This is a genomic window from Comamonas sp. SCN 65-56, from assembly GCF_001724135.1.
GTDB lineage: Bacteria > Pseudomonadota > Gammaproteobacteria > Burkholderiales > Burkholderiaceae_C > Comamonas_C.
Map to the genome: position 1 here is coordinate 505,635 of NZ_MEDS01000025.1, position 25,335 is coordinate 530,969.

Annotated in this window: 20 protein-coding genes; 14 read left to right on the top strand and 6 right to left on the bottom strand. The window is 68.0% G+C overall.

The window, feature by feature from the left end; translation table 11 throughout:
- Positions 1-33: 33 nt before the first annotated feature.
- Both ABS45_RS15330 and ABS45_RS15335 read left to right on the top strand, forming a co-directional pair.
- Entirely contained in the window at positions 34-507 is a 474-nt protein-coding gene (locus ABS45_RS15330) for a peptidylprolyl isomerase (RefSeq protein WP_291556956.1), read from the top strand.
- Positions 508-677: 170 nt separating this feature from the next.
- Positions 678-4,235: a TonB-dependent receptor gene (locus tag ABS45_RS15335; protein ID WP_291556959.1), complete on the top strand. Its 3,558-nt coding sequence runs from the start codon at positions 678-680 to the stop codon at positions 4,233-4,235.
- An 81-nt stretch (positions 4,236-4,316) separates the two neighbouring features.
- Here the strand turns inward: ABS45_RS15335 and ABS45_RS15340 are convergent, their stop codons facing one another.
- On the bottom strand, positions 4,317-4,622 hold the full coding sequence (locus ABS45_RS15340; protein WP_291556962.1) for a hypothetical protein: 306 nt from the start codon (positions 4,620-4,622) through the stop codon (positions 4,317-4,319).
- Between the two features lie 273 nt (positions 4,623-4,895).
- On the opposite strand from ABS45_RS15340, the gene ABS45_RS15345 reads away from it, so the two are divergent.
- Positions 4,896-5,300, top strand: coding sequence for a phage holin family protein (locus tag ABS45_RS15345; protein WP_291556965.1), 405 nt, complete (start codon positions 4,896-4,898; stop codon positions 5,298-5,300).
- Between the two features lie 39 nt (positions 5,301-5,339).
- Here ABS45_RS15345 and ABS45_RS15350 read toward each other — a convergent pair whose 3' ends face one another.
- The gene (locus tag ABS45_RS15350) at positions 5,340-7,421 is read right to left on the bottom strand and encodes an acetoacetate--CoA ligase (protein WP_291556968.1); all 2,082 of its coding nucleotides are present in this window, start codon (positions 7,419-7,421) and stop codon (positions 5,340-5,342) included.
- A gap of 148 nt (positions 7,422-7,569) precedes the next feature.
- Here ABS45_RS15350 and ABS45_RS15355 point away from each other — a divergent pair, with 148 nt between their 5' ends.
- A complete protein-coding gene (locus ABS45_RS15355) occupies positions 7,570-7,995 on the top strand; it encodes a hypothetical protein (protein WP_291556970.1) in 426 nt (141 codons plus the stop codon).
- A 181-nt stretch (positions 7,996-8,176) separates the two neighbouring features.
- On the opposite strand, the gene ABS45_RS15360 is transcribed toward ABS45_RS15355, so the two are convergent.
- Positions 8,177-8,815, bottom strand: a complete 639-nt coding sequence (locus ABS45_RS15360; protein WP_291556972.1) for a hypothetical protein — start codon at positions 8,813-8,815, stop codon at positions 8,177-8,179.
- 206 nt (positions 8,816-9,021) lie between these two features.
- Here ABS45_RS15360 and ubiM point away from each other — a divergent pair, with 206 nt between their 5' ends.
- The 9 genes from ubiM (at position 9,022) to priA (ending at position 19,492) form a co-directional block, all read left to right on the top strand.
- Positions 9,022-10,269 (top strand): 5-demethoxyubiquinol-8 5-hydroxylase UbiM, encoded by a 1,248-nt coding sequence (gene ubiM, locus ABS45_RS15365; RefSeq protein WP_291556975.1) that lies wholly within the window; start codon positions 9,022-9,024, stop codon positions 10,267-10,269.
- 12 nt (positions 10,270-10,281) lie between these two features.
- Positions 10,282-10,830, top strand: coding sequence for a DUF2946 family protein (locus tag ABS45_RS15370; RefSeq protein WP_291556977.1), 549 nt, complete (start codon positions 10,282-10,284; stop codon positions 10,828-10,830).
- Positions 10,831-10,987: 157 nt separating this feature from the next.
- The gene (locus ABS45_RS15375; protein WP_291556982.1) at positions 10,988-14,668 is read left to right on the top strand and encodes a DNA methyltransferase; all 3,681 of its coding nucleotides are present in this window, start codon (positions 10,988-10,990) and stop codon (positions 14,666-14,668) included.
- Positions 14,669-14,698: 30 nt separating this feature from the next.
- Positions 14,699-14,980, top strand: a complete 282-nt coding sequence (locus ABS45_RS15380) for a BrnT family toxin (RefSeq protein ID WP_291556985.1) — start codon at positions 14,699-14,701, stop codon at positions 14,978-14,980.
- 1 nt (position 14,981) lies between these two features.
- Positions 14,982-15,209, top strand: a complete 228-nt coding sequence (locus ABS45_RS15385) for a BrnA antitoxin family protein (RefSeq protein ID WP_291556988.1) — start codon at positions 14,982-14,984, stop codon at positions 15,207-15,209.
- A 94-nt stretch (positions 15,210-15,303) separates the two neighbouring features.
- Positions 15,304-15,558, top strand: a complete 255-nt coding sequence (locus tag ABS45_RS15390) for an AbrB/MazE/SpoVT family DNA-binding domain-containing protein (RefSeq protein ID WP_291556990.1) — start codon at positions 15,304-15,306, stop codon at positions 15,556-15,558.
- Entirely contained in the window at positions 15,552-15,869 is a 318-nt protein-coding gene (locus tag ABS45_RS15395; protein ID WP_291557294.1) for a type II toxin-antitoxin system PemK/MazF family toxin, read from the top strand. Before ABS45_RS15390 ends, ABS45_RS15395 begins: the two co-directional genes overlap by 7 nt.
- A gap of 79 nt (positions 15,870-15,948) precedes the next feature.
- Positions 15,949-17,049, top strand: coding sequence for a uroporphyrinogen decarboxylase (hemE, locus tag ABS45_RS15400; protein ID WP_291556993.1), 1,101 nt, complete (start codon positions 15,949-15,951; stop codon positions 17,047-17,049).
- Positions 17,050-17,404: 355 nt separating this feature from the next.
- A complete protein-coding gene (gene priA / locus ABS45_RS15405; RefSeq protein WP_291557296.1) occupies positions 17,405-19,492 on the top strand; it encodes a primosomal protein N' in 2,088 nt (695 codons plus the stop codon).
- Positions 19,493-19,535: 43 nt separating this feature from the next.
- On the opposite strand, the gene bla is transcribed toward priA, so the two are convergent.
- Genes bla through ABS45_RS15420 form a run of 3 tightly spaced genes read right to left on the bottom strand, consistent with a single transcriptional unit; the run spans position 19,536 to position 22,967 of the window.
- Positions 19,536-20,390, bottom strand: a complete 855-nt coding sequence (gene bla, locus ABS45_RS15410; protein ID WP_291556995.1) for a class A beta-lactamase — start codon at positions 20,388-20,390, stop codon at positions 19,536-19,538.
- A 27-nt stretch (positions 20,391-20,417) separates the two neighbouring features.
- Complete coding sequence (locus ABS45_RS15415) at positions 20,418-21,368, bottom strand: AEC family transporter (protein WP_291556997.1); 951 nt, start codon at positions 21,366-21,368, stop codon at positions 20,418-20,420.
- Between the two features lie 18 nt (positions 21,369-21,386).
- Entirely contained in the window at positions 21,387-22,967 is a 1,581-nt protein-coding gene (locus ABS45_RS15420) for a glycosyltransferase family 39 protein (RefSeq protein ID WP_291557001.1), read from the bottom strand.
- A 314-nt stretch (positions 22,968-23,281) separates the two neighbouring features.
- On the opposite strand from ABS45_RS15420, the gene ABS45_RS15425 reads away from it, so the two are divergent.
- Positions 23,282-25,324 carry a UvrD-helicase domain-containing protein gene (locus tag ABS45_RS15425; RefSeq protein ID WP_291557002.1) on the top strand — a complete coding sequence of 681 codons (2,043 nt, stop codon included), beginning with the start codon at positions 23,282-23,284 and terminating at the stop codon, positions 25,322-25,324.
- Positions 25,325-25,335: the final 11 nt, after the last annotated feature.

Here is a 25,335-nt window from a genome sequence, read left to right on the forward strand (position 1 = left end):
AATGCGCCCCGACCTCTTCTCATTGCAATCCGTATGACCATCGCCAAAGACACCGCTGTCACCTTGCGCTACACCCTGGCGGATGCCGCCACCGGCAAGCCGCTGGATTCCGGACTCACAGCCTACCTGCATGGCGGCTATGACAACATTTTTCCCAAGGTGGAGCTGGCGCTGGAAGGCCAGGCCGTCGGCCACGCCACCGCGATCGAGCTGGCAATCGAGGAGGCCTTCGGGCCGCGCGACGAGAGCCTGGTGCTCAGCATTCCCAAAAGCGAATTTCCGCCCGGCGTCAAAGTGGGCGGGCGGCTGCAGCGTCTGGGTGACGATGGCCAGCCCCGCGTCTACAACGTGGTGAAGATCAAGGGCCCCGAGGTGCACCTGGATGGCAACCACCCGCTCGCCGGCAAGGCGCTGCGCTTTGCCTGCAAGGTGACCGAGGTGCGTCCTGCCACCGCCGAGGAAATTGCCCACCGCCATGTGCACGGCGGCCACGGGCACCATCACTGAAGCGATTCCCACCCACGGCGGGTCTGCAGCCCGCAGCGCCGATGTCGCTGCCAAACCCTCTTGTCGCCGCGCGCGCCATGCGCCACCATAACGGGGTTGCGCACTGAGGGGCTGCCTGCGCTGCGGTGCCGGCCCGATCGATTCATCACGATGTACCGAGAGGGAAGACCATGCACCACCGACTGCACGCCGCGGCCCTGAGCGCCGCGCTGGCGATCCTGCCGCTCGCGGCGCTGAGTGAACTTCCTCCGGGTGCGGCGGCGCAAATCGTCAGCCTGCAGGGTCAGGGCGATCAACGCGGCACCGACGCACCCGATTGGCAAGCGGCGCGCACGCAGCAAACACTGGCACCCGGCGACTATGTGCGCACGCGCGCGCAGGCGCGCATGGCGCTGTTGCTGGCCGATCAAACCCAGTTGCGCCTGAACCAGGACAGCGTGCTGCAGGTCAAGGCGCTGGCCGCCGCAGGCCAGGGCAGCACCGAGCTGCGCCTGGAGGCCGGGCGCGCCTGGACGCAGACGCGCCGCCCCGGTGCCAGCACGCTGCTCATGCACACGCCCTCTGCCACGGCGGCGATTCGCGGCACCGATTGGGATATCAGTGTGGCGGCCGACGGGCGCACGCTGCTCACGGTGCTCTCGGGCACCGTGGAGCTGGCCAATGCGCAGGGCGCAGTCAGCATCGCGGCCAACGAGGCGGCCGTCGCCGAGGTGGGCAAGGCACCGGTCAAGCTGCACCTCACCAACCCGCGCGAGCGCGTGCAGTGGGTCAACGCGCTGCAGGCCGAGCCGCTGGCGCACCTGCGCGCCGCCCCTCCGCCCGATGGTCTGTTGCCGGTGCTCGATGCCCTGTCCCGGCGCGATGGGGCTGCCGCCAGCGCTGCGCTGACGCAGGCGGGCAGCGGTGTTTCACCCGCCTGGCGTGGTAGCTTGCATGCCGCCATCGCGCTGCAGGATGGGCAGTTGGCGGCGGCGCGCACGCGCTTGCAAACGCTGCTGCAAGCCGGCGATGCGCCGCCCGCCGCCGCGCTGATGCTCGCGGATTTGCAATGGATGGACGGCGAGCATGCCGCCGCGCTCCAAACGCTGGCCACCGCCCTGCAACGTGCGCCGCAGCACCCGGCGCTGCTCGCCCAGCGTGCCCGCGTGCAGTTGCTGGCCGACGATCTGCCTGCTGCCCGCGCCACGCTGAGCACGGCTGCCGCACAGAACAGCGTCGATCTGACCCTGGTGCGCGCGGCGCTGGCCAGGCGCGAAGGCGATGCCCCCGCCACGCTCGCCGCCTACGCCGAGGCCACGCGGCAGGCCCCGCAGGATGCGCGTGGCTGGCTCGGCCTGGGCAGCGCGCAGGCCGAGCGCGAGGACAGCACGCCCGCGCGCCAGCATCTGCAGCAGGCACTTGCGCTCGATGCGCACCTGCCCGGCGCGCAGGGCGAGCGCGGCACGCTGGAGACCTACGCCAACCGCTTCCCCGAGGCACAAGCGGCGTTTGATGCCGCGCTGCAGGACAACCCGGCCGACTATGTGGCGCTGACCGGTCTGGGCCTGCTGCATCTGAAGCGTGGTGAGCCCGAAGCGGCGCTCGATGCCTTTCTGCGCGCCGGGGTGATGGAGCCGCGCTATGCCCGCGCCAAGACCTGGACGGCGGTGGCCTACTACCAGCTCGGCCGCAGGCAGGATGCCATCGTCACGCTGGAGCAGGCGGCGCAGCTCGACGACAAGGACCCGGTGCCCTGGATGCTGCTGGCGCAGATTCATACCGACCTGTTCCAACTGGGCGAGGCGGTGGATGCGGCGCGCGCGGCGCTCACCCGCATGCCCTATCTGAAGTCGCTCAACCAGCTGGCCAACGACCAGAAGGGCAGCGCCAACCTGGGTGCGGCGCTGGCCTTCTTCGGCATGGAAGACTGGGCGCTGGAGCTGGCGCGCGAGAGTTTTTCGCCCTATTGGGGCGCGAGCCACCTGTTTCTGGCCGATCGCTACCCGGGCGAGTTCAACAAGAATTCCGCACTCTTCCAGGGCTTTTTGACCGACCCCATGGCCTTTGGCGCGAGCCAGCGCTACAGCACGCTGCTGCAGCAACCGGGCAGCCACGGCGCGCTGGGCTGGCGCCAGGAGCGCGAGTTCTACCACCTGGCCGCGCCGTCGGCCACGCTCAACGGCATGAGCAACCGCCAGATGCCGCTTTCCTGGTTCGTCAAGGCGCAGCCGGTGCGCGGCAGCGGCTTCCCCATCGACATGGCAGTGGTGAACTTCCCTGCCACGCGCGTGCCGACGGGTGGCTTTGACGTCGATGGCAAGGTGGTGACGCTGGGTCTGGGCGCACAGCCGAACGAGCGGCTCAAGCTGTTTGCCTACGGCAACTACTTCGACGTCCACATGACCGGGCAGAACCACCTGGCCACCACCGTGGCCAAGCGCCAGGCACAGGGCGCCCTCGGCCTGTCCTGGCGCTGGGGGCCGGCAGCGCAGACCTGGCTCACGCTCGGGCGCAGTCTGGACAGCGTGCTCAGCTACGCCTACCCCACGGTGTTCAACCTGCCCTCGGCATTCGGCATCGTCGGCACCAGCGTGCAGGCCGACAAGAGCTTCAATGACTTGCAGCTGCGCCACATCTTTGACGCGTCGCCCGACACGCGCCTGAGCGCAACGCTTGTGCAGGTGCGCGAAAAGCAGTTTGGCGCGACGGCCGGCTATGGCCTTGTCTCGGTCGCGCTGGACGATGGCAGCGTGGTCGACGACACCCTGCTGTTTGTCGGCGGCAACGACATCCGCCGGCGCCAGACCGTGCTGACGCTGGACATGAACCACCGCCTGAGTCCGCGCCTGAGTCTGGACGGTGCGCTGGCCTGGCAGCAGCTGCGCGAGCGCATCGACGGGCAAAACCACACGCTGCTGGAACGCTTTGCCGAGGAAACCCGCCAGGACGTGCGGCGCCACGACACGGCGGCGGTGCTCACGCCGCGCCTGGGGCTGGTGTGGCAGCCGGCGACGGGCCAGACCTTGCGCCTGGCCTATCAAGACTGGGTGCGGCCGCTGTCCACCTCCACGCTCGCCAGCGTGCAGACCGCTGGCATCGCGGTGCAGGATCAGCTGCTGCAAGCCGGTGGCCGGCACAAGCGCCTGGCGGTCGAATGGGGCCAAAGCCTGGGGCCGAGCACCTTTGTGCAACTGCGCGCCGATCACCTGCGCCTGAGCAACCCCGGCACCCTGGGCGTGGATCTGCGCACGCCCAGCCTGCCGTTTCTCGAAGAGCTGCGCAACACGCAGATGGTCAATCTCTCGGGTCTGGACTTGCTGGAAGACACGCCGAGCTATGAACGCGGCACGCTCAAGGTACTGGGCGCGGGCATCAACCACATGTTCTCGCGCCAGTGGTCGGGCTATGCCAAATACCTGCATCAGCACAGCGAGGCCAGCCACGGCGCGGGCGCAGAGCGCGTGGCCGGGCTCAGGATTCCCTACATTGCGCGCCACACGCTGGCGCTGGGCAGCACCTGGGCGAGCAGCGCGCGCTGGTACGTGAGCGCCCGCGCGGTGTACCGCAGCCAGCGCTTTGAAGACCAGGAGAACCTCACCCCGCGCGCTGCAGGCTGGAGCCTGGACGCGGTGGCGTTCTGGGAGTCCGAGGACAAGCGCTGGATCGCGGGTTTCGCCGCGCTCGATTTGTGGCGCCAGAGTGAGCGGCAAAAGCCGCGCTTCGTTTTCGATGCGCGCTATCGTTTTTGAGGAGCAAAAGCAAAAAGGACACAAGGCGAAAACCTTGTGTCCCGATGGGCAGCGGCCAGTACGGCTGGCCCGCTTGCGCGATTACGACAGATTGCCGACGGCCGGGCGGAAGCCCTGCGCAAAGGCTTCACGCGTGGCTTCGCGCACTTCGGCACGGGTCAGATCGCTCTTGACCACTGCCTGGGCGACCGGCATGTTGCCTGCCTCGGGTGCCTGGGCGATGGCTTGGGCCTGCACATCCGCGCGCTGCGCCTGATTCACCACGATGTCTTGCGGCTGGAACAGCGGAAACGCGCCGGCGGCGGGCTGCGTGTCGGCCGCAAAGGCGGTGCCTGAAACGAGCAGGGCGGCGGCAACGGCGGCAAAAGCGAAATTCTTGCGGATCATGATTTTTTCCTTTCAGAGCGGTAAAGCAAATACAAACAAAACCTGGTTGGTAAACAGGTGGCCTGAGCCACTTTCCTTACCGGAGGTGCATCGGTTGATGTCCTTCGATGGCTTGTATTGTGCGGGTTTACCCTAGTTTAAAAAAGCCAGTTTTACGAATTTGATTGTTTCGCAAATGGAAACAATAAAACCGGGTGCCGGTGCATCGCATGCCGTCGTGCGGGCGGCCAGGCCGGGCACCAGCCAGACTGCCGCAACCGCTATCATGGGTCCATGCTTTCCAATATCGGCCCGTTTCTCACCCAGTGGGCCATCACCGCGCTCGCGCTCTGGGTGGCCAGCTACATCTTCAAGGGCGTGAAGTTCGACAGCACCGGCGCACTCATCGTCGCGGCGCTGCTGCTGGGTTTTGCCAATGCCATCGTGCGGCCGCTGCTCATCGTGCTGACGCTGCCGCTCACGCTCGTCACCTTCGGCCTGTTCCTGCTGGTCGTCAATGCGCTGGTGATTCTGCTGGTGTCGGCGCTGGTCAAGGGCTTCCGGCTCTCCGGCTTCTGGACTGCGCTGTTTGCCAGCCTGTTTGTCTCGGTGCTCAGCGTGCTGATCAGCGCCGTCGTCACCGGCGGCAATCCGGCGATGGAGATACAGATGCCGCAGGGCTCGGGCACCTGGCTTTGAGTGGGTGGTGCTGCGCCCCGGGGTGGAGCGCAGCGCCGTTCATTGCGTCCGGTGGGCGGCGAAATCCACGTACCACGCCAGCGCCCCCGGATTGGCCATCGCCTCTTTGTTGACCACCTTGTCGATGTTTTGCCCCAGCAGCAGCTTCTTGATCGGCAGCTCCTGCTTCTTGCCCGAGAGCGTGCGCGGGATTTCGGGCACCTGAAAGATCGCGTTGGGCACGAAGCGCGGGCTGAGTGCCTTGCGAATCGCGTCGTTCAGGCGCTGCTTGAGCCCCTCATCCAGCACCACGCCGGGGCGCAGCACGACGAACAGCGGCATGTAGCTCTCGCGCCCCAGGTATTCGAGATCGACCACCATGGAATCGAGCACCTCGGGCAGCGCCTCGACGGCGCTGTAGATTTCGCTCGTGCCCATGCGCAGGCCGTGGCGGTTGATGGTGGCGTCCGAGCGGCCGTAGATCACGCACCACTCGCCCGCGCCGTGCTCGTCGCCCACGCGCAGCCAGTCGCCGTGGCGCCAGACGCTGCCGGCGCTGGCGTCCAGATCGCCGCCGCCGGGCTTGCGCCCGTGGCCGGGCGGGTACATCTCGAAGTAGCTGGCGAGGTAGCGCGCGTTGCCGGGGTCGTTCCAGAAGTGCAGCGGCATGGAGGGGATGGGCTGGGTGCAGACCAGCTCGCCGACCTGGCCGAGCACCGGCGAGCCGGCCTCGTTCCAGGCTTCGACGGCCGCGCCCAGCATGCGGCACTGCATCACGCCGGGTTGTTGCGGCAACTCGGGCGTGCCGGCGATGAAGCCGCCGGCAAAGTCGGTGCCGCCCGAGACATTGAACCACCAGATGTCCTGCTGCGCCGGGGTTTTGGCGATGCGCCGCAATTGCTCCGTGCCCCAGTGCTGCACCTCGGGCGAAAGCGGCGAGCCGGTGCTGCCCAGCGCCCGGATGCGCGACAGGTCGCCGCAGGCGGCGAGATCCACCCCGGCCTTGGCGCAACCGGCGTAGAACGCCGCGCCCGAGCCGAGGAAGCTGACGCGGTGGCGCGCGGCAAAGCGCCAGAGCGTGCCCCAGTCGGGCGCGTCCCTGGAGCCGCCGGGGCTGCCATCGAAAATCACGCAGGTCGTGCCGCTGAGCAGGCCGCCAACCTGGATGTTCCACATCACCCAGCCGGTGGAGGAGTACCAGCAAAAGCGCTCGCCGAAGTTGTTGGGCGCGTAGCTGCAGCCGATGTCGCTGTGCATGGTGGTGACCATGGATTCAACCAGGATGCCGCCATGCGAGTGCACGATGGGCTTGGGCAAGCCCGTGGTGCCGCTGGAATAGACGATCCACAGCGGATGGTCGAACGCCAGCCAGGCGGGCTCGAACGTCGTGGCTTGAGCATTATTTCGGCCTGTGGCGCTTGCCCAGTCTGCGCTGTCAGCTATGGTTTGCGTATCGTTCAGATACTGCACCGCGATCACGTGGCGCACGCTGGGGAGCGCGCGGCGCAGCTCGGCCACCACCTCGGCGCGGTCGATCGCGCGCCCGGCCCAGGTGATGCCGTCGATGGCGATCAGCACCACCGGCTCGATCTGGCGAAAGCGATCGAGCACCGCGTTGGTGCCCATGTCGGGCGCGCACACGCTCCAGACCGCGCCGACGCTGGCGCAGGCAAGGAAGGCGACGATGGTCTCGGGGATGTTGGGCAGGTAGGCCGCCACGCGGTCGCCCGGGCGCACGCCGATCTCTTGCAGATGCAGCGCGAGCGACGCCACCTGGCGGCGCAGCTCGGGCCAGGAGAGCTCGCGCACGCGGCCGCGCTCGTCTTCGCTGATGACGGCGGGCAGCCCCGCCGCATGCGCGGGCTGCACGTGGCGCAGCACCTGCTGGGCGTAGTTCACCTGCGCGCCGGGGAACCACTCGGCGCCCGGCATCACGTTCTTGCCCAGCGCCGCGCGGTGTGGCGTGGGCGAGCGCAAATCACAGTAATCCCAGATGCTTTGCCAGAAGGCTTCGAGGTCCGTGACCGACCACTGCCAGAGCGCGCGGTAGTCGGCAAAACTGAGGCCGCGCTGCTCGCGCAGCCAGTCCTGGTAGAGGCGGATGAGGGGGGTGCCGGGGGAGCGATGGGTGCTGGAAGTCATGGTTTCATTATCAGCAGCAGACCCGTGCTTGCCAATGGAACGTGATGCGCTGGCGACCAGGTGGTGGACGGCACGATGGATTTTCATATTGAAACGAGAATCATTCTCATTTATAGTTAGGCATTGCCCCACTATCAGAGTCAAGCCCATGCAGACCATGCCGACGCACGACGAGGAAACCCGATTCAACGACTGCGCGCAGCTGCTGGTCAACGCCTGGCGCCAGACCATGGTGCATGGCATCGACTGCCCCTTGATCGCGCAGCAGTTTCGCTGCAGCTGCGGTGCCGAGGGGCGCGACGTTTTCACCGCGTTCTGCACCTTTCTGTGCGCGCTGGCCGTGGCGCAGCGCCGACGTCTGACGGTCAACCCGCCGGGCCGGCACGCACTCACCACCGACGAGGTGCGCATGCTGACGCTGGTGGCTGCGGCGCAGAACGACTGTCCGGCGACGCTGGAGGCCCACCTGAGCTGGCTGGCGTGGCGGCCGCTGCGCCAGACGCTGGAAGCCAGCGTGCGCGAGCTTGCCGCGCTGCTGGGCGCCAGCGGGCAGCGCCTGCCCGTGCCTGCGTGAAAACAGCTGCGCCCCATCGCCGACCGCATCCTGCTGCTGGGCCAAGCGCAGGCGCGGGCTCTGGGTACACCGCGCGAGGTGCTGACCGAGCCCAACCTGCAAGCGGTGTACGGGCTCCCGGCGCAGGTTCTGGACCACCCCGGGCAGCCGGATCAGCCCTGGGTGCTTTTCCGCGCGCCCGTCAACCTGCCTTGCGGATCACGCCGCACGCAATCGGCAGCGTGACCTGTGCCGGAATCGGTCCGAGCGACTGCACGCTCGCGGGCAACTTGGTCGCTGCCGGTACGCCGTGGATGAACACCACGCGCTTGTCCAGATCCAGTTTCTGCCCCGGGAACTGCTTGGCGAACGCCGCCTGCAACTCGGCGACCGGCACTGTCACGTGGTAATGGTAGGCGCCGCTGGCATCGGCGACGGGGTAGGTGCCGTGCGGGATGTTCATGCTCGCCGGGTGCGTGATGAAGGGCACCATGGTCGTCCCCGAACTGGGACCGGTCTCGATCAGATCGACGATGCCGTCGTGGTTGGCGTCGCTGGTCGCCGTCGGGCAGGTGGCCGGCTGGCCATCCTTGAAGCCGTGAAAGTGCTGCCAGTGCTCCATGCCGGCTGGTGCGCCTTTCACCTGCAGGTCGATGACGAGCTCACCGGCGTGCTCGGCAAAGCTCGCCTGCCCGGTGGTGGAGCCGCCGGCCGCCGCCGCGTTCATCGGCTGCAACTGCGCCACGTAGCGGGTCGTGCCTGCCGGTGTACTGGCGCAGCCCGCCAGGAGCGCCAAGCTGCCAGCCGCTGCTGCAAGCGCCACGAATTTTTTCTGTTGCATTGCCTATCCCCTTTTTCAAGACCAAGTACGCAGCGACTATAGGCAGCCGGCCGATCGGATGGCGCGCTGGCCACGCATGCCCCTACTTGCAACGCTCTTGGTCCCATGGCCATTTGCAAAATGCGGGGACGCTGGTGCGCCATCCGTGTCGGCTTGCCGCGGGGTCACAATCGGAGCCTCGTCCAGTTCCCAGGCAGTACTTCCTGATGCAGCACCGCAGTGATGTCCTCATCGTCGGCGCGGGCCCCGTCGGCCTGCTGTTGTCCGTCGCCCTGGCCCAGTCGGGTTTCAGCGCCACGGTGCTGGAGCTGCAGGACACGCAGGTACTGGCCGACCCGCCGTTCGACGGCCGCGAGATCGCCCTGACTCATCCCAGCCGCAGCGTGCTGCAGCAGCTGGGCGCCTGGCAGCACCTGGCGCCCCACGAGATCGGCATGCTGCGCGAGGCCCAGGTGCACGACGGCCCCCTGGGCAGCCACCGCGCCATGCAGCTGCATGCCGGCGGCACCGGCATGGACAACCTGGGCTGGATCGTTCCCAACCACGCGCTGCGGCGTGCCGCCTGGGCCGTGGCCAGCACCACGCCCGGCGTAACGATCATCGCCGGTGCGCGCGTGGAGAGCGTGGGCACCAGCGCCAGGCAGGCCAGCGTGCACTTCACGCACGAGGGCAGCCGCCAGAGCCAGCATGCGCCGCTGGTCGTCGCGGCCGACAGCCGCTTTTCCGGCGTGCGCAGGCAGCTTGGCATAGGCGCATCCATGCACGATTTCGGGCGCAGCGTCATCGTCTGCCGCATGCGCGTGGAGCGGGACCACGGCGAAATCACCCACGAATGCTTTGACCACCACAGCACGCTCGCCATATTGCCGCTGCCGCCCGACCCACACGACGGCAGCCGCCGGATTTCCGCCGTGGTGACCGTGGAAGGCGCGCAGGCCCAGCGACTGCTGGCCTTGCCCGCCGAAGACTATGCGGCGCGCATCGCGGCGCAGTTCGGCCACCGCCTGGGCGCCATGCGGCTGGTGAGCGAGCGCGTGAGCTATCCACTGGTGGCCGTCTGGGCGCACCACTTCGTCGGGCCGCGCTGTGCGCTGGCGGGCGATGCCGCCGTCGGCACGCATCCGGTGACCGCGCACGGCTTCAACCTGGGCCTGGCCGGCATCCAGGCGCTGGCCGAGACCCTGAGCCTGGCCCGCCGCCGCGGCCACGACATCGGCGCGCTGCGCCAGCTCGCGCGCTACGAGCGGCTGCACCGCCTGCACGCCTGGCCCATCTTCGCCGGCACCAATGCCATCGTGCAGCTCTACACCGACGAGCGCTCCCCGGCGCGCCTGTTGCGCCGCGCGGTGCTGGCGGCGTCGGAGAATTTCCCGCCCCTCAAGGCGGCCATCGTGGCCCAGCTCACCGGGCGGCGACCCGCGTGGCCGCGCCGCGCGCCGCCGTCCGCGCATTGAGGCACGCACGCCGTGGATGCCATCGTCCTGCAAGCCATGGCCAAATGGCCGAACGTGCCCGAGTGCCACGGCTGGCTGGGCCTGAGCGCGCAGGGTGACTGGTATCTGCGTGACGCGCAGGCCCAGGCTTGCGGCGGCTTTGCCAGCGGCCAGCCAGGCGCACGCGGCAGCCGCATCGAACATGCCGGCCTCATCGCCTTCATCGGCCGCAACTACGCCTGCGATGCGGGTGGACGCTGGTTCTTTCAGAACGGCCCGCAGCGCGTCTTCGTCGAGTTGCAGGCGACGCCGTGGATTTGGCGCATCGAAGCGGACGGCGCGGTGCTCTCGCACACCGGGCTCGCGGCGAGTGTGCGCGAGGTCTTGCTGGACGAATCCGGCCTGCTGTACCTGGCGACCGACCTCGGCCTGGGCCTGGTCCACAGCCGCGACATGCTGCTGGCGGCGAGCGCCGTCGAGCAGGGCCTGTGGTCGCCACAGCCGGTGCTGGCGGCCGATTTATCCAAACGCTATGGTTTTATGGCCAGTCCCGAACAGGCGCGCCTGAACACTGCACGCTGATTCCGGGGTGGGGTCGTTCTCGCGGGTGCGTTCCGCCCAAGGCTGCCAGGCTGCGCCGCCGGTGTCGGGGGCCGTCTTTTTCATCGGTGGGCGGTGCGTGGCCCACCACGGGTCATCCAGCGGGCAATCCAGCAGCCCGCCCCTATCATTGACCGCCATGCCCGACCTCAGCCCCGCCGCCGAAGCCCCTGACAACGACAGCGCCGCCCACGCCTTCATCACCCGCTGGTCCGGCGTGCATGCTAGCGAACTCGCCACCGCGCAAAGCTTCGTCATCGAGCTGTGCGAGCTGCTGGGCGTGGCCAAGCCCCACCCCACGCCGGCGCAGGACTACATGTTCGAGCGCCCCGTCACCTTTGCCCATGGCGACGGCAGCACCAGCGCCGGGCGCATCGACTGCTACCGGCGCGGCTGCTTCGTGCTGGAGGCCAAGAAGCTCAAGGCCGCTGCCACTACCCGCGGTTTCGACGACGGCCTGCTGCGCGCCCGCAGCCAGGCCGAGGGCTACGCGCGCGCCCTGCCCGCGCTGGAGGGCCGCCCGCCCTTCCTGATCGTGGTGGACGTGGGCAACGTGATCGAGCTGTATGCCGAGTTCAGCCAGAGCGGCGCCACCTACACGCCGTATCCCGACCCGCGCAGCCACCGCATCGCGCTGGCCGACTTGGCCCGCCCCGAGCTGCGCCAGCGCCTGGTGCAAATCTGGCAAGACCCCGCCAGCCTCAACCCCGCGCGCATCAGCGCCCAGGTCACGCGCGAGGTGGCGGCGCTGCTGGCACGCCTGTCGCAGTCGCTCGAGTCCAGCGTGGGTTTCAAGCCAAATAAGGCTGCAGCGCCTACCCATCAAGCGCAAACAGCTTCTGAAGTTGTAGCAAACTACCTCACCCGCTGCCTCTTTTCCATGTTTGCCGAAGACGTGGAGCTGCTGCCTAAGGGCGCCTTCACCCAGCTGCTGCAAACCCACCGCGCCGATCCCGAAACCCTGCAGCACATGCTGCGCATCCTGTGGGCCGACATGGACCACGGCGGCTTCAGTGCCGCGCTGGCAGGCAAGGTGCTGCACTTCAACGGCAAGCTGTTCAAGGGCGCGCAGGACGCCGGCTACAGCCTGCTGCTGACGCCCGAGCAGATCGAGCTCTTGATTGCGGCGGCGCGCTGCAACTGGCGCGAGGTCGAGCCCGCCATCTTCGGCACCCTGCTCGAGCGCGCGCTCGACCCCACCGAGCGCCACGCCCTGGGCGCGCACTACACCCCGCGCGCCTACGTCGAGCGCCTGGTGCTGCCCACCGTCATCGAGCCCCTGCGCGCCGACTGGGCCGACGCCCGCGCGGCCGCCCTGGTGCTGGCGCGCGAGGCCGCCACCCTGCAAGGCAAGGCGCAGGACGACAAGCTGGCCGACGCCCGCGCCCACATCCGCGCCTTTCACCACCGCCTGTGCACGGTGCGCGTGCTCGACCCGGCCTGCGGCAGCGCCAACTTCTTGTACGTCACGCTCGAGCACCTGAAGCGCCTGGAAGGCGAAGTCATCAACCAGCTGCAGGACCTGGGCCACGCGCAAGACGCGCTCGGCTTCGAGGGCGAGACGGTGACCCTGCAGCAGCTGCGCGGCATCGAGCTGAACGAGCGCGCCGCGGCTCTCGCCGAGCTGGTGCTGTGGATCGGCTGGCTGCAGTGGCACGTGCGCACGCGCGGCCTGGCCAGCGTGGCCGAGCCCGTGGTGCACAACTACGGCAACATCGAATGCCGCGACGCCGTGCTGGCCTGGGACGCGCAAGAGCCCGCGCTGGATGACAACGGTCAACTGCTCTCGCGCTGGGACGGCCGCACCTTCAAGAGCCACCCCACCACCGGCCAGCCGGTGCCCGACGAAGCCGCGCAGGTGCCGCAGTGGCGCTACCTCGGCGCGAGGAAGAGCTCGTGGCCGCCCGCCGACTTCATCGTCGGCAACCCGCCCTTCATCGGCAAGCAAAGAATGAGCGACGCCTTGGGGGAAGGCTACGTGCAAGCGCTGCGCGCCGCCTGGCCCGAGGTGCCCGAAAGCTGTGACTTCGTCATGCACTGGTGGCAGCACGCCGCCGCGCAGGTGGCGGCGGGCCACGCCCAGCGCATGGGCCTGATCACCACCAACAGCCTGACCATGATCTTCAACCGCCGGGTCGTCCAGGCCGCGTTGGACGCTGGAATACATCTGGAGATGGCGATTGCCGATCACCCCTGGGTTGACGGCGCCGGCAACGCCGCCGTGCGCATCGCAATGACAGTGCTGGCCAAGGGGCCAGGCGAAGGCGATCTACTCACCGTAACTGACGAGGTGCCAGGCGAGCACGGTGAGCAAGTCGTGAGCTTCACAGAACAAGTTGGCTTGATCCACGCCGATCTGAGCATCGGTGCCAACGTGGCCGCGGCAAGCAAGCTGATTTCAAACCGCGGCATCTCGTTCATGGGAATGATTCCACTTGGCGCCGGGTTTTGGGTCACGACGGACGAAGCGGTCCAACTGGGCTATGGATCGGTACCAGGCTTTGACAAGCACGTCAGAAGGTACCTCAATGGCAAAGACTTGATGGACAGGCCCAGGGGAATCTTGGCACTGGATTTCTTTGGGTTGTCCTCCGAAGAACTCAGACAACAGTTCCCAGCCGCGTATCAGTGGTTGAAAGAGCGCGTTAAACCCCAGCGCGATCAAGACAAACGCGCCAGCCGCCGCAACAACTGGTGGCTCTGGGGCGAGTCGGTTCCCAAGTTCAGGATTGCGGCAGAAGGACTGCGGCGCTACATCGGAACGGCCGAGACGGCAAAGCACCGCGTCTTTTCGTTCATCGACGGTGACGTGCTTCCCGATCAGAAAGTCCGCTCGGTCGTACACGACAGTGCCTACGTCTTGGGCGTTCTCTCCAGTCAGTTACATGTCGCCTGGGCGCTGGCGACGGGTGGGACTCTGGAAGATCGCCCCGTCTACAACACTTCTCGCTGCTTCGAAACCTTCCCCTTCCCCGACACCGACACCGGCCTCACGCCCGCGCTGCGCGAACAGATCGCCCATCTGGCCGAGCAGATCGACGCGCACCGCAAGCGCGTGCTGGGCCACGACTCCTTCCCCCTTTGGGGGAAGGCAGGGATGGGGGCCAGCGGCGCCAGCGCCACCGCCGACGCCGAGGGTGCGCCAGCGGCCCCCACCCCAGCCCTCCCCCAGCGGGGGAGGGAGCCGGAGACGTTTCTCCCCCAGCGGGGGCGAGAGCAAACCGCCCTGACCCTGACCGGCCTGTACAACGTGCTGACCGCCCTGCGCGAAGGCCGCGCCCTGAGCCCCAAGGAGCAGGCCATCCACACCGCCGGCCTGGTCGGCGTGCTGCGCGAACTGCACGACGAGCTGGACGCCGCCGTGCTGGCGGCCTACGGCCTGGCGCCCACCGCCGACAGCGAGGCCGTGCTCACGCGCCTGGTGCAGCTGAACGCCCAGCGCGCGCAGGAAGAGGCCCAGGGCCAGGTGCGCTGGCTGCGCCCGGCCTTCCAGCATCCTGAAAAATCACTATCGAAACAAGGGCTGTTTGCGCTGAATGATGGCGCGCAAGAAGTCGATTCAGGCACTGAAAAATCACTATCAAATCAAGAGCAATTCACCCCGCAAGCCTGGCCGCCCACCCTGCCCGAGCAGGTGCGCGCCGTGGCCGCCGTGCTGGCCGCCGCCAAGGCCCCGCTGCCCCTGCCCGCCATCGAGGCGCGTTTCAAGGGCCGCGGCCCCTGGAAGAAAAGCCTGCCCACCCTGCTGGCCACCCTGGAAGCCCTGGGCCGCGCGCAGACGGTGGCGCTGGGTGATGAGGCGGCGTGGCGGGGAACTTGATTCGGCACCACCCATCCATACAATGTATGGATGATTCGATTTGAATGGGATCCCGTCAAGGCGGCGGCCAACCTCAAGAAGCACGGCGTCTCGTTCGAAGCAGCTGAGTCGATCTTCTACGACGAGTTTGCCGTGCAGTTTTTTGACGCAGAGAACTCGTCCAGCGAGGATCGCTTTTTGATGCTGGGCCTGAGCGCGCAAGCCAGGCTGCTGCTGGTTTGCCATTGCGAGCGCGAACAACGCGAGGTGCTGCGCATCATCTCCGCCCGCAAGGCCACTGCGCGTGAGAGCAAGCTTTACCGAGGTGCATGACATGAAAGCCGAATACGACCTGTCCACGATGAAGTCGCGCAAGAACCCCTATGCGTCGAAGCTGAAAACACCTGTTTCGATGCGCTTGTCTGCGGACGTGGTTGAGTACTTCAAGGCCATGGCCGAGGATTCGGGCGTGCCCTATCAAAGCCTGATCAACCTGTATCTGCGCGACTGCGTGGCCCAGCACCGCAAGGTCAAGATCGATTGGCCGCGTGCCGTGGCTTGAGTGTCATGGGCCGCCCGCGCACGGGCCGCTGTCTTCACGCCATTTGCCCCAGCGTCGAAGTGATAACATTGTTGTCACTTTGAAGGAGCGTTCCATGGACATCGCGATCCGCAACATCGGCAACAGCAAGGGCGTGGTGCTGCCCAAGCCGCTGCTGGCGCAGGTTGGTTTGGACGACGCCGCGGTCGCGCAGGTCAGCGTGGAAGACGGCGCCATCGTGCTGCGCCGCCCGGCAGCCGCGCCGCGCGAAGGTTGGGCCGAGGCCGCGCGCAAGCTGGCCGAAAAGGGCGACGATGCGCTGCTGATGGGCGAGTTCGGCAACGCCGACGATGCGGAGCTGGCCTGGTGAAGCGCGGCGAGATCTGGCGCGTGAACCTGGACCCGACGGTGGGCAGCGAGATCAAGAAGTCGCGCCCCTGCGTCGTCGTTTCGCCACCCGAGTTGAACGAGCATCTGCGTACGGTGATGGTGGCACCCATGACCTCCAAGGGTTTTGCCGCGCCCTTTCGCGTGCCGGTGACGCACGCGGGCCGGCGCGGGTTGATCGTGCTGGATCAGTTGCGCACGGTGGACAAGATTCGCCTGGTGAAGAAGCTCGGGGCGCTGCCGGCCGGCACGCTGGCCATGACGCTCAAGACACTGCAGGAAATTTTTGCCTGAGCCATGCCCTGCCCCGGGGGGCGGTGCCGAGGCGGGCACTCGCCACAAGCGGCCATGCAGACGAGGCGACAATCCCCCCATGACCGCCTCTTTTGCCCCCCTCGCCAACGACCGCTTCCTGCGCGCCTGCCGCCGCCAGGCGAGCGACACCACCCCCGTCTGGCTGATGCGCCAGGCCGGGCGCTACCTGCCCGAGTACAAGGCCACGCGCGCCAGGGCGGGCAGCTTCATGGGGTTGGCAACCAACGTGGATTACGCCACCGAGGTGACGCTGCAACCGCTGGAGCGCTTTGACCTGGACGCGGCGATCCTCTTCAGCGACATCCTCACCGTGCCCGATGCGATGGGTCTGGGCCTGTCGTTTGCAGAGGGCGAGGGCCCGCGCTTTGCGCAGGTGGTGCGCGACGAGGCGGCGGTGGCGAGGCTCGCGGTGCCCGACATGGACAAGCTGCGCTATGTGTTTGACGCCGTCACCAGCATTCGTCGCGCCTTGAACGGCCGCGTGCCGCTGATCGGCTTCTCGGGCAGCCCCTGGACCCTGGCCTGCTACATGGTGGAGGGCAAGGGCAGCGACGACTACCGCCAGGTGAAGACGCTGATGTACGCCCGCCCGGACCTGATGCACCGGCTGCTGGCGGTGAACGCCGACGCGGTGGCGCAGTACCTGAACGCGCAGATCGACGCCGGCGCGCAGGCGGTGATGGTGTTTGACAGCTGGGGCGGCGTGCTGGCCGATGGCTGCTTTCAGGATTTCAGCCTGGCCTACACGCGCCGCGTGCTGGCGCAGCTCAAGCGCACCGGGGTGGATGGGCAGGATGTGCCGCGCATCGTCTTCACCAAGGGCGGCGGGCTGTGGCTTTCGGACATGGGCGCGCTCGATTGCGAGGTGTTGGGGCTCGATTGGACGGTGAACCTGGGCCGTGCGCGCGCGCTGGTGGGCGATACCAAGGCGCTGCAGGGCAATATCGACCCCAACGTGCTGTTTGCCCCGCCGGCCGCGATCGAGGCGCAGGTGCGCGCGGTGCTGGAGAGTTTCGGCCGGCCGCACACCGATGCGGCGAGCACCGGGGCTACGCATGTCTTCAACCTCGGTCACGGCATCAGCCAGCACACGCCGCCCGAGCATGTGAGCGCGCTGGTGGAGGCGGTGCACGCGCATGGCAGGCGGATACGTGCGTAGTCTGGCGGTGAATGCGCCGGTCCCGAAACAGGGTATTGACAGGCCGCGGCAACTGACTTATGCACAAAAAAATGGGAGCGGCCGATCGGTAACGGTGTGTGCAGCGCAACAAAACGCAGCACGGTGAAAAATCACAATCCGTTGATTTGCAAGGGTTTTTTGGTTTTGCCGTTTTTGCATGCAGCGCGCACAAACCCAGCAAATACGCGGCTTGTACCCGCTTGAGCCCAAGATACCCACAAAGTTATCCACAGGATCCGTGGATAGGTCAAAAATGCAGGTGCTGGCAGCGACTTGGCGCCGAAATTGAAGCCATTGCCCGACAACCAGCCGCAAGTCCTTGTCCTCGCAAATAATTTCCTTGCACGTCGCGGTGCAGACCCCGGCGCACAGCAGCATCGGCGGCCCGCTGAGCTATCTGCACGACAGCGCCCTGCCCGCCGGCACCCTGGTGCGCGTGCCGCTGGGCCGGCGCGAGGTGCTGGGCATCGTCTGGGACGCCCCTGCTGACGCGTCGCCTGCTGCCGGCGAGCTGCGCGCCATCGCCAGCGTGCTACCCGGCCTGCCGCCGCTGGGCCAGGCCTGGCGGCAGCTTGTGGCGTTTGCCGCGCGCTATTACCAGCGCGGCCTGGGCGAGGTGGCGCTGGCGGCGCTGCCGCCTTCGCTGCGCGAGCTGACGGCCGAGCAGCTGGAGCGGCGGCTGCGGCGCAAAGCGGTGGCGGCCAACGCTGCGGCGGGGGACCAAGCGCTCCCTGTTTCAATAGCACTCAGCGCAGAGCAGACAAGGGCTGCAGGCCAAATTGATGCAGAAACCGGCCCCTTTCTGCTGTTTGGCAGCACCGGCAGCGGCAAGACCGAGGTTTATCTGCACAGCGTGCAGGCGGCGCTGGCCGCCAACCCGCAGGCGCAGGCGCTGGTGCTGGTGCCCGAGATCAACCTGACGCCGCAGCTGGAGCAGCGCTTTCGCGCCCGTTTTGAACCGCTGGTGGGCCACCAGGCCATCGTCAGCCTGCACAGCGGCATGACGCCGGCGCAGCGCCTGAAAAGCTGGCTGGCGGCGCACACCGGGCAGGCCCGCATCGTGCTGGGCACGCGCATGGCGATCTTCGCCAGCCTGCCGCATCTGGCGCTCATCGTGGTGGATGAAGAACACGACGCAAGCTACAAGCAGCAGGAGGGTGCGCGCTACTCGGCGCGCGATCTGGCCCTGTGGCGCGGTCGCGACTGCGGCGCCAAGGTGCTGCTGGGCAGCGCCACGCCGTCGCTGGAGAGCTGGCACGCCAGTGACCCGGCGGTGGGCCGCTACCAGCGCCTGGCGATGCCGAGCCGTATCGGCGCCGCCGCGCTGCCGCGCCTGCGCCTGGTCGACATGGGCCAGCAGCCGCGGCGCACGGTGTTTGCGCCGCCGCTCATCGCCGCGATCACCGAACGCGTGGAGAAGGGCGAGCAATGCCTGGTGCTGCTCAACCGCCGCGGCTTCGCGCCGGTGCTGCACTGCCACGCCTGCGGTTGGAAGAGCGATTGCCCGCATTGCTCGGCGGCGCAGGTGTTCCACAAGATCGACCGCACGCTGCGCTGCCACCACTGCGGCTGCAGCGCGCCCGTGCCGCGCGCCTGCCCGGGCTGCGGCAACCCGGACATCGCCCCGGTCGGGCGCGGCACCGAGCAGCTGGAGGAACAGCTCGCCGCCCTGCTGCGCAACGTCATCACGCCCGAGCGCCGCGCCGCGCGCGTGGCGCGCATAGACGCCGACACCACACGCGCCAAGGGGGCGCTGCAGGAGCAGCTGGCCCAGGTCCACGCCGGCGAGGTGGACGTGCTGGTGGGCACGCAGATGGTGGCGAAGGGGCACGACTTTCGCCGCGTCACGCTGGTGGCGGCGGTGCAGCCCGACAGCGCGCTTTTCAGCAGCGACTTTCGCGCGCCCGAGCGCCTGTTTGCCCTCTTGATGCAGGCCGCGGGCCGCGCCGGGCGCGACGCGCACTACATGGCAGCGCACCAGAGCGCGCCCGAGCTCTGGGTGCAGACCTGGCACCCCGGCCACCCGCTGTTTGCCGCGCTGCGCCGCCACGACTACCCCGGCTTTGCCGCGCAGCAGCTGGCCGAGCGCGAGGCCGCCGCCATGCCGCCGTTCTCGCACCAGGCGCTGCTGCGCGCCGATGCGCGCACGCAGGAAACCGCCCAGGGTTTTCTGCAGGCCGCCAGCGACGCCGCGCGCGCGGCCCGGCTGCCCGGCACCGACTACGTGCAGCTCTACCCGCCGGTGCCGCTGGCGGTGCAGCGAGTGGCGGGCGTGGAGCGCGCGCAGATGCTGATCGAAAGCGCCCACCGCGGCGCGCTGCAGCAGTTCCTGGCCGCCTGGCAGCCGCTGCTGCACGACGAGCGCCACCGCCACAAGGGCCTGCTGCGCTGGCTGGTGGATGTGGACCCGCAGGCGATCTGACAGCCGCGGCAGCAAAGCACCGGCGCTGCCCAGGCGTCAGCCGTCAGTCTCCACCCAGGGTGAAAACCGCTTTCGCCACCTGCGCGATGGCCGCTTCGCGACGCGCCAGGCTAGCACCGGATTGCGTCAGGAACGCCACCACCACGATGGGTGAACGCCCCTCGCGCCAATAGACGCCCACGTCGTTGGTGGTTCCATGCGGGCCGGTTCCGGTCTTGCTGCCCACGCGCCACGAGGCGGGCAATCCAGCGCCCAGACGTTGGGCATTGGTCTGCGATGCCCGCAACCACCGCACCAACTGCGCGCGGCTGCCCGGGGACAAAGCCTGCCCCAGGACGCAGCGCTGCAACAACCCCGCCATGGCGCGCGGGCTGCTGGTGTCGCGCGGGTCGCCCGGCGTCGATGCATTGAGCTGGGGCTCCCAGCGATCAAGCCGTGTCACGCCGTCACCCTGCTCCCGGGCGAACCGGGTCAACCCCTGCGGCCCACCCAGCGATTGCAAAAGCAGGTTGGCGGCGGCGTTGTCACTCATGGTGACGGCGGCCTGGCAGAGTTCGCCCACGGTCATGCCGTCGCCCACATGGTGCTCGGTCACCGGCGACCAGGGCAGCAGCACCTCCTTGCCAAAGCGCACGCGCCGCTCCAGCCGCTCATGCCCCAGGTCCACGCGCTGCAGCACATGCGCCGCCGCCAGCCATTTGAAGGTGCTGCACATTGGAAAGCGCTCATCGAGCCGGTGCCCGGAAAGCGCCTGGCTCGCAATATCCAGCACGGCAACGCCCAGGCGGCCCTGGCCCGCGACTTCGATCGCCGGCCAGGGGCCAGCCTCCCGGATGGCATCCGCAGGGTGCGCCCAGGCGAGCCGGGACATCAGGGGCGCGCTCGGCAAGAGCAGCATCCGATGAAAATTTCGGCGCAGCATCTGTCAAACCATCCAAGCCACCAGCGCCGAAAAGCTGAAGAACGCCAGCACCGTGCTCGCCAGAATGATGTAGGCCACCCGGCCCGTGTGGGCGCCGAAACGCTCGACCAGCATCGCCACGTTGCTGGCGCTGGGCAGCGCCGCCACCAGCACCAGCACGCTCAGCGTGAAGGGCGAGAGCGGCAGGCCCAGTCGCATGGCCAGCGTCCCGGCGGCCCAGACCAGTGCCGGGTGCGCCAGCAGCTTGGCCAGCGCCAGCGGCAGGTACTCACCCACGGCCACGGCCTCATGCTGGTTGCGCTGCGAGCGCGCCAGCACCGCGCCTATGGTGAACAGCGCCACCGGCGAGGCCGCATCCGCCAGCATTGCGACCGTGCGATCGACCGGGCCCCAGAGCTGCCAGCCAAACGCCGAGGCCAGGCCGCCGAGCACGATGGAGATCGGCATCGGGTTCACCGCCATGCCGCGCACGGCCTGGCGCAGCGCCGCTCCCGCACCCGAAGCACCACCCGCATCCAGCCGCGAGAGCGCCACGCACAGCGACGAGGTCAGGCACATGTCGATGGCGATGGTGAGAATCACCGGCCCGGCGCTCGCATCGCCCAGCAGCGCCACCAGCAGCGGCACGCCCATGAAGCCCGAATTCGGAAACGCCGTCACCAGCGCAGCAAACGAGGCATCGCTCCAGCCCCAGCGGCGCCAGCGCAACAGCACCACGGTGCCCACCAGCACCAGCGCGCAGCCGAAGTAGACCCCGGCTGCCACCGGATCGAGCAGCTGCGCCAGCGGCGTGCCGGCGCCAAAGCGATACAGCAGACAGGGCAGAGCAAAGTACAGCACAAAGGTGTTGAGCCCGCCGATCGCCGACAGCGGCACCACGCCAACGCGCGCCGCCAGCCAGCCGCACAGCACCAGCGCAAAGAACGGAAAGGTGACGGCGAGGACGGAAAGCACGTGCGTTCGGCCGTGCAGTCAGCGCCTGACGGCATCGACGTCGTACACGGCGTAAACCCAGGTCTGCGGTTTGGGAAAGCGCCAGCCGCTGCGCCGCGCCTGCAGCACATGCGCCTGCAGTGGCAGCCCGTGCGCGGCCAGCCATTCCTGCGCCTCGATGTCGCATTCGGTGTCCTGCGTCTGCACCTGCTGCACCGGCCCGCGCAGGCACAGCAGCAGGCCGTTGCCGGCGCGCCAGTCGCCCATCTGCGACAGGCGCGCGGCCACGCTGTCCGGTGCGCCCGGCACCGTCAGCAAATGCGGCTGCGCATAGAACGCCAGCATCGCATTGCCGGCCCAGTCGCCACCGACCCAGGCCAGCCGCTGGCCCGGGTGGCGCTGCTGCCAGTCGTGCACGATGGCCTGAGCGGCCGCCTGCGTCGGGCGGTAATAGCCCAGATTGCCACCCAGCGCGTTCGCGGCCGCGACGACCACCGCCATCATCGCCACCAAACCCAGCACCGGCCACCAAGCGCGCGCGAGGCGCTGCAGCACCTGCGGCGCCACCCGTGGCTCCAGCCGCTGCAGGTTGCGCAGCCACAGCAGAGCGAAGGCATAGCCTATGGGAATGGACCAAGGCGTGGACAGCGCCACGATCTCGGCCAGCGCAGCCCCCAGCGACAGCAGCCAGGGCATGAAAGCCAGCCAGAACAGCACATCATCGCGCCCCTGCGGCAGCCAGCTGCGCAGCAGCAGCCGCGCGGCGCAGGGCAGCCAGGCGCTTGCGCGCTGGCGCGAGGCAAGCCAGGCCCAGGTCAGGCACAGCGCCAGCCAGGCCGGCAGCCAGTAAAACAGCGGCGAGAGCGCAAAGCGCACGATGTAGTGCCAGGAGACCTCGCCGCCGCCCTGGTCCAGCGCGTAGGTCAGCGGCGCCCAGTCGTGGCTCGCCACCCAAGCCAGGTGCGGCCACAGCGCCAGCGCAAACACCGCCAGTGCCAGGTAGGGCCGCGGCGAGGCCAGCCAGCGCCGGCCGTCGGCATGCAGGAACACCGCCGGCAACAGGCCCGCCAGCATCAGCCCGCTGTAGTACTTGCTCAACATGCAGGCCGCCGCCACCAGCCCCAGCCAGACGCTGACCCAGGCGCCGCGCCAGCCGCGCTCCTGCCAGCTTGCGAGCAGCAGCGCCGCCGCCCAAGGCCAGAGTGAGAGCAGCTGGGTGTTGGCGTTGAACTTCCCGGCCAGGTTGGTATAGGGCAGCGCCCACAGCAGCAGCAGCGCACCCCAGGGCGCCAGCAGCCCGAGCGCGAGCCGCCGCCCCAGCGCCCAGACGCCGAGCAGGCCCGCCAGCACATTGGTGTAGGACAGCAGGCGGTAGAAAAAATCATTCTGCGGAAAAACGGCGAACCACAGGCCCGTGACCCAGCCAAAGAAAGGCGGATGCTTGTGCGTGCCCCAGCGCAGCGGCTGCGACCAGGCATAGTTCTCCAGCATGTCGTGGTAGCCATCGAGGTTGGCATTGCCGACCCACGCGGCCCAGGCCCAGACCAGCGCCGCGGCAGCCATCCACGCCAGGACCCGTGCCGGCGAGGGCGCGGGAATAAGGGGGGAGGAAGCCTGCATCCAGATTCAACCTAAATCCGGCTGTCGGATGCGCCTGCCGGTGCCGTGATCGGCATGCCAGGCAAGGCGTGAGAACGCAGCGCACTCCTGTGCGCAAGGACGAGCAACGCAGCATGGCGTGTCGAGCAGGGTGCTGGCGGGTGCATAGCGCTCTCACCTTCCAGGTGAAATATGCCGAAATCACAAAATGCAATGTTCACAAGAGCTTTCCAAGATTCACAAGCGGTCGACTGCCGGATTTAGGTTCAACCGTCGTGCGAAGCGTCGGATTGTCGCAGCAGCGCGGCGCCGTATGATTGAGCGTTTTTGCCAGCATGTCCGGTCTCAATCTCGCCCAGCTCCAGGCGGTGCACGCCACCCAAGCCCCCTGCCTGGTGCTGGCTGGCGCCGGTTCGGGCAAGACCAGGGTCATCACGCACAAGATCGCGCACCTGATCACGCAAGGCCTGGCGCCCGGCCGGATTGCGGCCATCACCTTCACCAACAAGGCTGCGGCCGAGATGCGCGAGCGCGCCGGCGGCCTCATCGGGAAACCCGCCCGGCAGGTGCTGATCTGCACCTTCCACGCGCTCGGCGTCAAGCTGCTGCGCGAAGACGGCGCGGCGCTGGGCCTCAAGCCCCACTTCAGCATCCTCGATACCGGCGACGTGACCGCCATCCTCAAGGATTGCGCCGGAGGCACGACCGATCTGGCCACCGCGCGCCAATGGCAGTGGGGCATCAGCGCGCTGAAGAACGCGGGGCTGAATGCCCACCAGGCGATGGCCCAGGCGCAGGACGCATCGGCGCACCAGCTGGCTGCCCTGATGCTACGTTACGAAGAGCGGCTGGTGGCCTACCAGAGCGTGGATTTCGATGATTTGATTGGTCTTCCGATGCGCCTGCTGCGCGAGCACGCCGAAGTGCGGGGCAAATGGCAGCGCCAGCTGGGCCATGTACTGGTGGACGAATACCAGGACACCAACGCCACGCAGTACGAATTGCTGAAGCTCCTGGTCGGTGGCGAGGGCATCTTCACCGCCGTGGGCGATGACGACCAAAGCATTTACGGCTGGCGCGGCGCGACGCTGGAGAACCTCAAGCGCCTGCCGCAGGATTTCCCGCGGCTCAAGGTGGTGAAGCTGGAGCAGAACTACCGCTCCACCTCGGCCATCCTGCGCGCCGCCAACCATGTGATTGCGCCCAACCCCAAGCTCTATCCCAAGACCTTGTTCAGCGAACTCGGCGAAGGCGAGCCGGTGCGCGTGCTGGCCTGCGACCACGAGGAGCACGAGGCCGAGCGCGCCGTCGCGCGCATCCAGAGCCTGCGCGCCGCGAGCAACCCACCGCCGGCGTGGAAGGACTTTGCCATCCTCTACCGCGCCAACCACCAGGCCAAGCCGCTGGAAAAAGCGCTGCGCAAGGCGGCGATTCCCTACAAGGTCTCGGGCGGCACCAGCTTCTTTGACCGCGCGGAAATCCGTGATCTCTGCGCCTGGTTTCGCCTCTGGGCGAATCCGGACGACGACCCGGCCTTTGTGCGCGCCATCACCACGCCGCGCCGGGGCATAGGCCACACCACGCTGGCCAAACTGGGCGAATTTGCCAGCCAGCGCAAGGAAAGCCTGTTCGAGAGCCTGTTCAGCCCCACGCTCGCGGCCGCGCTGCCGCGCAAGGCGCTCGATGGTCTGATGGAGTTCGGGCGTGCGGTCAACGAGCAGGAATACCGCGCCCGCCAGACCCTGGGCGCGCAGGCGGCGCGCGGCTTTCTGACCGACTGGCTGCAGGAGATCGCCTACGAACGCTACCTGATGGACGCTGAAGACAGCGACAAGGTGGCGCAGGCGCGCTGGAGCAATGTGCTGGAATTCTGCGACTGGATGGCGCAGCGCGCCGGCGGGCAGCTGGCCGATGCGGCGGGCACCACCACTGCTACCGAGGAGCGCAGCCTGCTGGACGTGGCGCGCAATATCGCGCTGCTCTCCACCATCTCCGAACGCGAGCAGGAGCAGGACATGGTGACGCTCTCCACGCTGCACGCCGCCAAGGGGCTGGAATGGCCGCATGTGGTGCTCGCCGGTGTCAGCGAAGGCATGCTGCCGTTTCGCCTGGACGACAGCCAGGACGAAGCGCAGACACAGACCCGCCTGGAGGAAGAGCGCCGCCTGATGTACGTCGGCATCACGCGCGCCAAGCGCACGCTGGTGGTGAGCTGGACCAAGAAGCGCAAGAAGGGCCGCGAGATGGTGGCCTGCCAACCAAGCCGCTTCATTGCCGAAATGCAGCTCGATGCCACCACCAGCCGCGAAGATCCGCGCGAAAAACTGCGCCAGCTGCGTGCGGAATTCGCCCGCAAGGCCGCCCAGGCGGCGCCGTAGCCTGCGCTTTC

What these genes read in the sequence shown, in the direction of transcription:
- ABS45_RS15330 (WP_291556956.1), top strand. Translation starts at nt 34, where the DNA reads ATGACCATCGCCAAAGACACCGCTGTCACCTTGCGCTACACCCTGGCG.
- ABS45_RS15335 (WP_291556959.1), top strand. Translation starts at nt 678, where the DNA reads ATGCACCACCGACTGCACGCCGCGGCCCTGAGCGCCGCGCTGGCGATC.
- ABS45_RS15340 (WP_291556962.1), bottom strand. Translation starts at nt 4,622, where the DNA reads ATGATCCGCAAGAATTTCGCTTTTGCCGCCGTTGCCGCCGCCCTGCTC.
- ABS45_RS15345 (WP_291556965.1), top strand. Translation starts at nt 4,896, where the DNA reads ATGCTTTCCAATATCGGCCCGTTTCTCACCCAGTGGGCCATCACCGCG.
- ABS45_RS15350 (WP_291556968.1), bottom strand. Translation starts at nt 7,421, where the DNA reads ATGACTTCCAGCACCCATCGCTCCCCCGGCACCCCCCTCATCCGCCTC.
- ABS45_RS15355 (WP_291556970.1), top strand. Translation starts at nt 7,570, where the DNA reads ATGCAGACCATGCCGACGCACGACGAGGAAACCCGATTCAACGACTGC.
- ABS45_RS15360 (WP_291556972.1), bottom strand. Translation starts at nt 8,815, where the DNA reads ATGCAACAGAAAAAATTCGTGGCGCTTGCAGCAGCGGCTGGCAGCTTG.
- ubiM (WP_291556975.1), top strand. Translation starts at nt 9,022, where the DNA reads ATGCAGCACCGCAGTGATGTCCTCATCGTCGGCGCGGGCCCCGTCGGC.
- ABS45_RS15375 (WP_291556982.1), top strand. Translation starts at nt 10,988, where the DNA reads ATGCCCGACCTCAGCCCCGCCGCCGAAGCCCCTGACAACGACAGCGCC.
- ABS45_RS15380 (WP_291556985.1), top strand. Translation starts at nt 14,699, where the DNA reads ATGATTCGATTTGAATGGGATCCCGTCAAGGCGGCGGCCAACCTCAAG.
- ABS45_RS15385 (WP_291556988.1), top strand. Translation starts at nt 14,982, where the DNA reads ATGAAAGCCGAATACGACCTGTCCACGATGAAGTCGCGCAAGAACCCC.
- ABS45_RS15390 (WP_291556990.1), top strand. Translation starts at nt 15,304, where the DNA reads ATGGACATCGCGATCCGCAACATCGGCAACAGCAAGGGCGTGGTGCTG.
- hemE (WP_291556993.1), top strand. Translation starts at nt 15,949, where the DNA reads ATGACCGCCTCTTTTGCCCCCCTCGCCAACGACCGCTTCCTGCGCGCC.
- bla (WP_291556995.1), bottom strand. Translation starts at nt 20,390, where the DNA reads ATGCTGCTCTTGCCGAGCGCGCCCCTGATGTCCCGGCTCGCCTGGGCG.
- ABS45_RS15420 (WP_291557001.1), bottom strand. Translation starts at nt 22,967, where the DNA reads ATGCAGGCTTCCTCCCCCCTTATTCCCGCGCCCTCGCCGGCACGGGTC.
- ABS45_RS15425 (WP_291557002.1), top strand. Translation starts at nt 23,282, where the DNA reads ATGTCCGGTCTCAATCTCGCCCAGCTCCAGGCGGTGCACGCCACCCAA.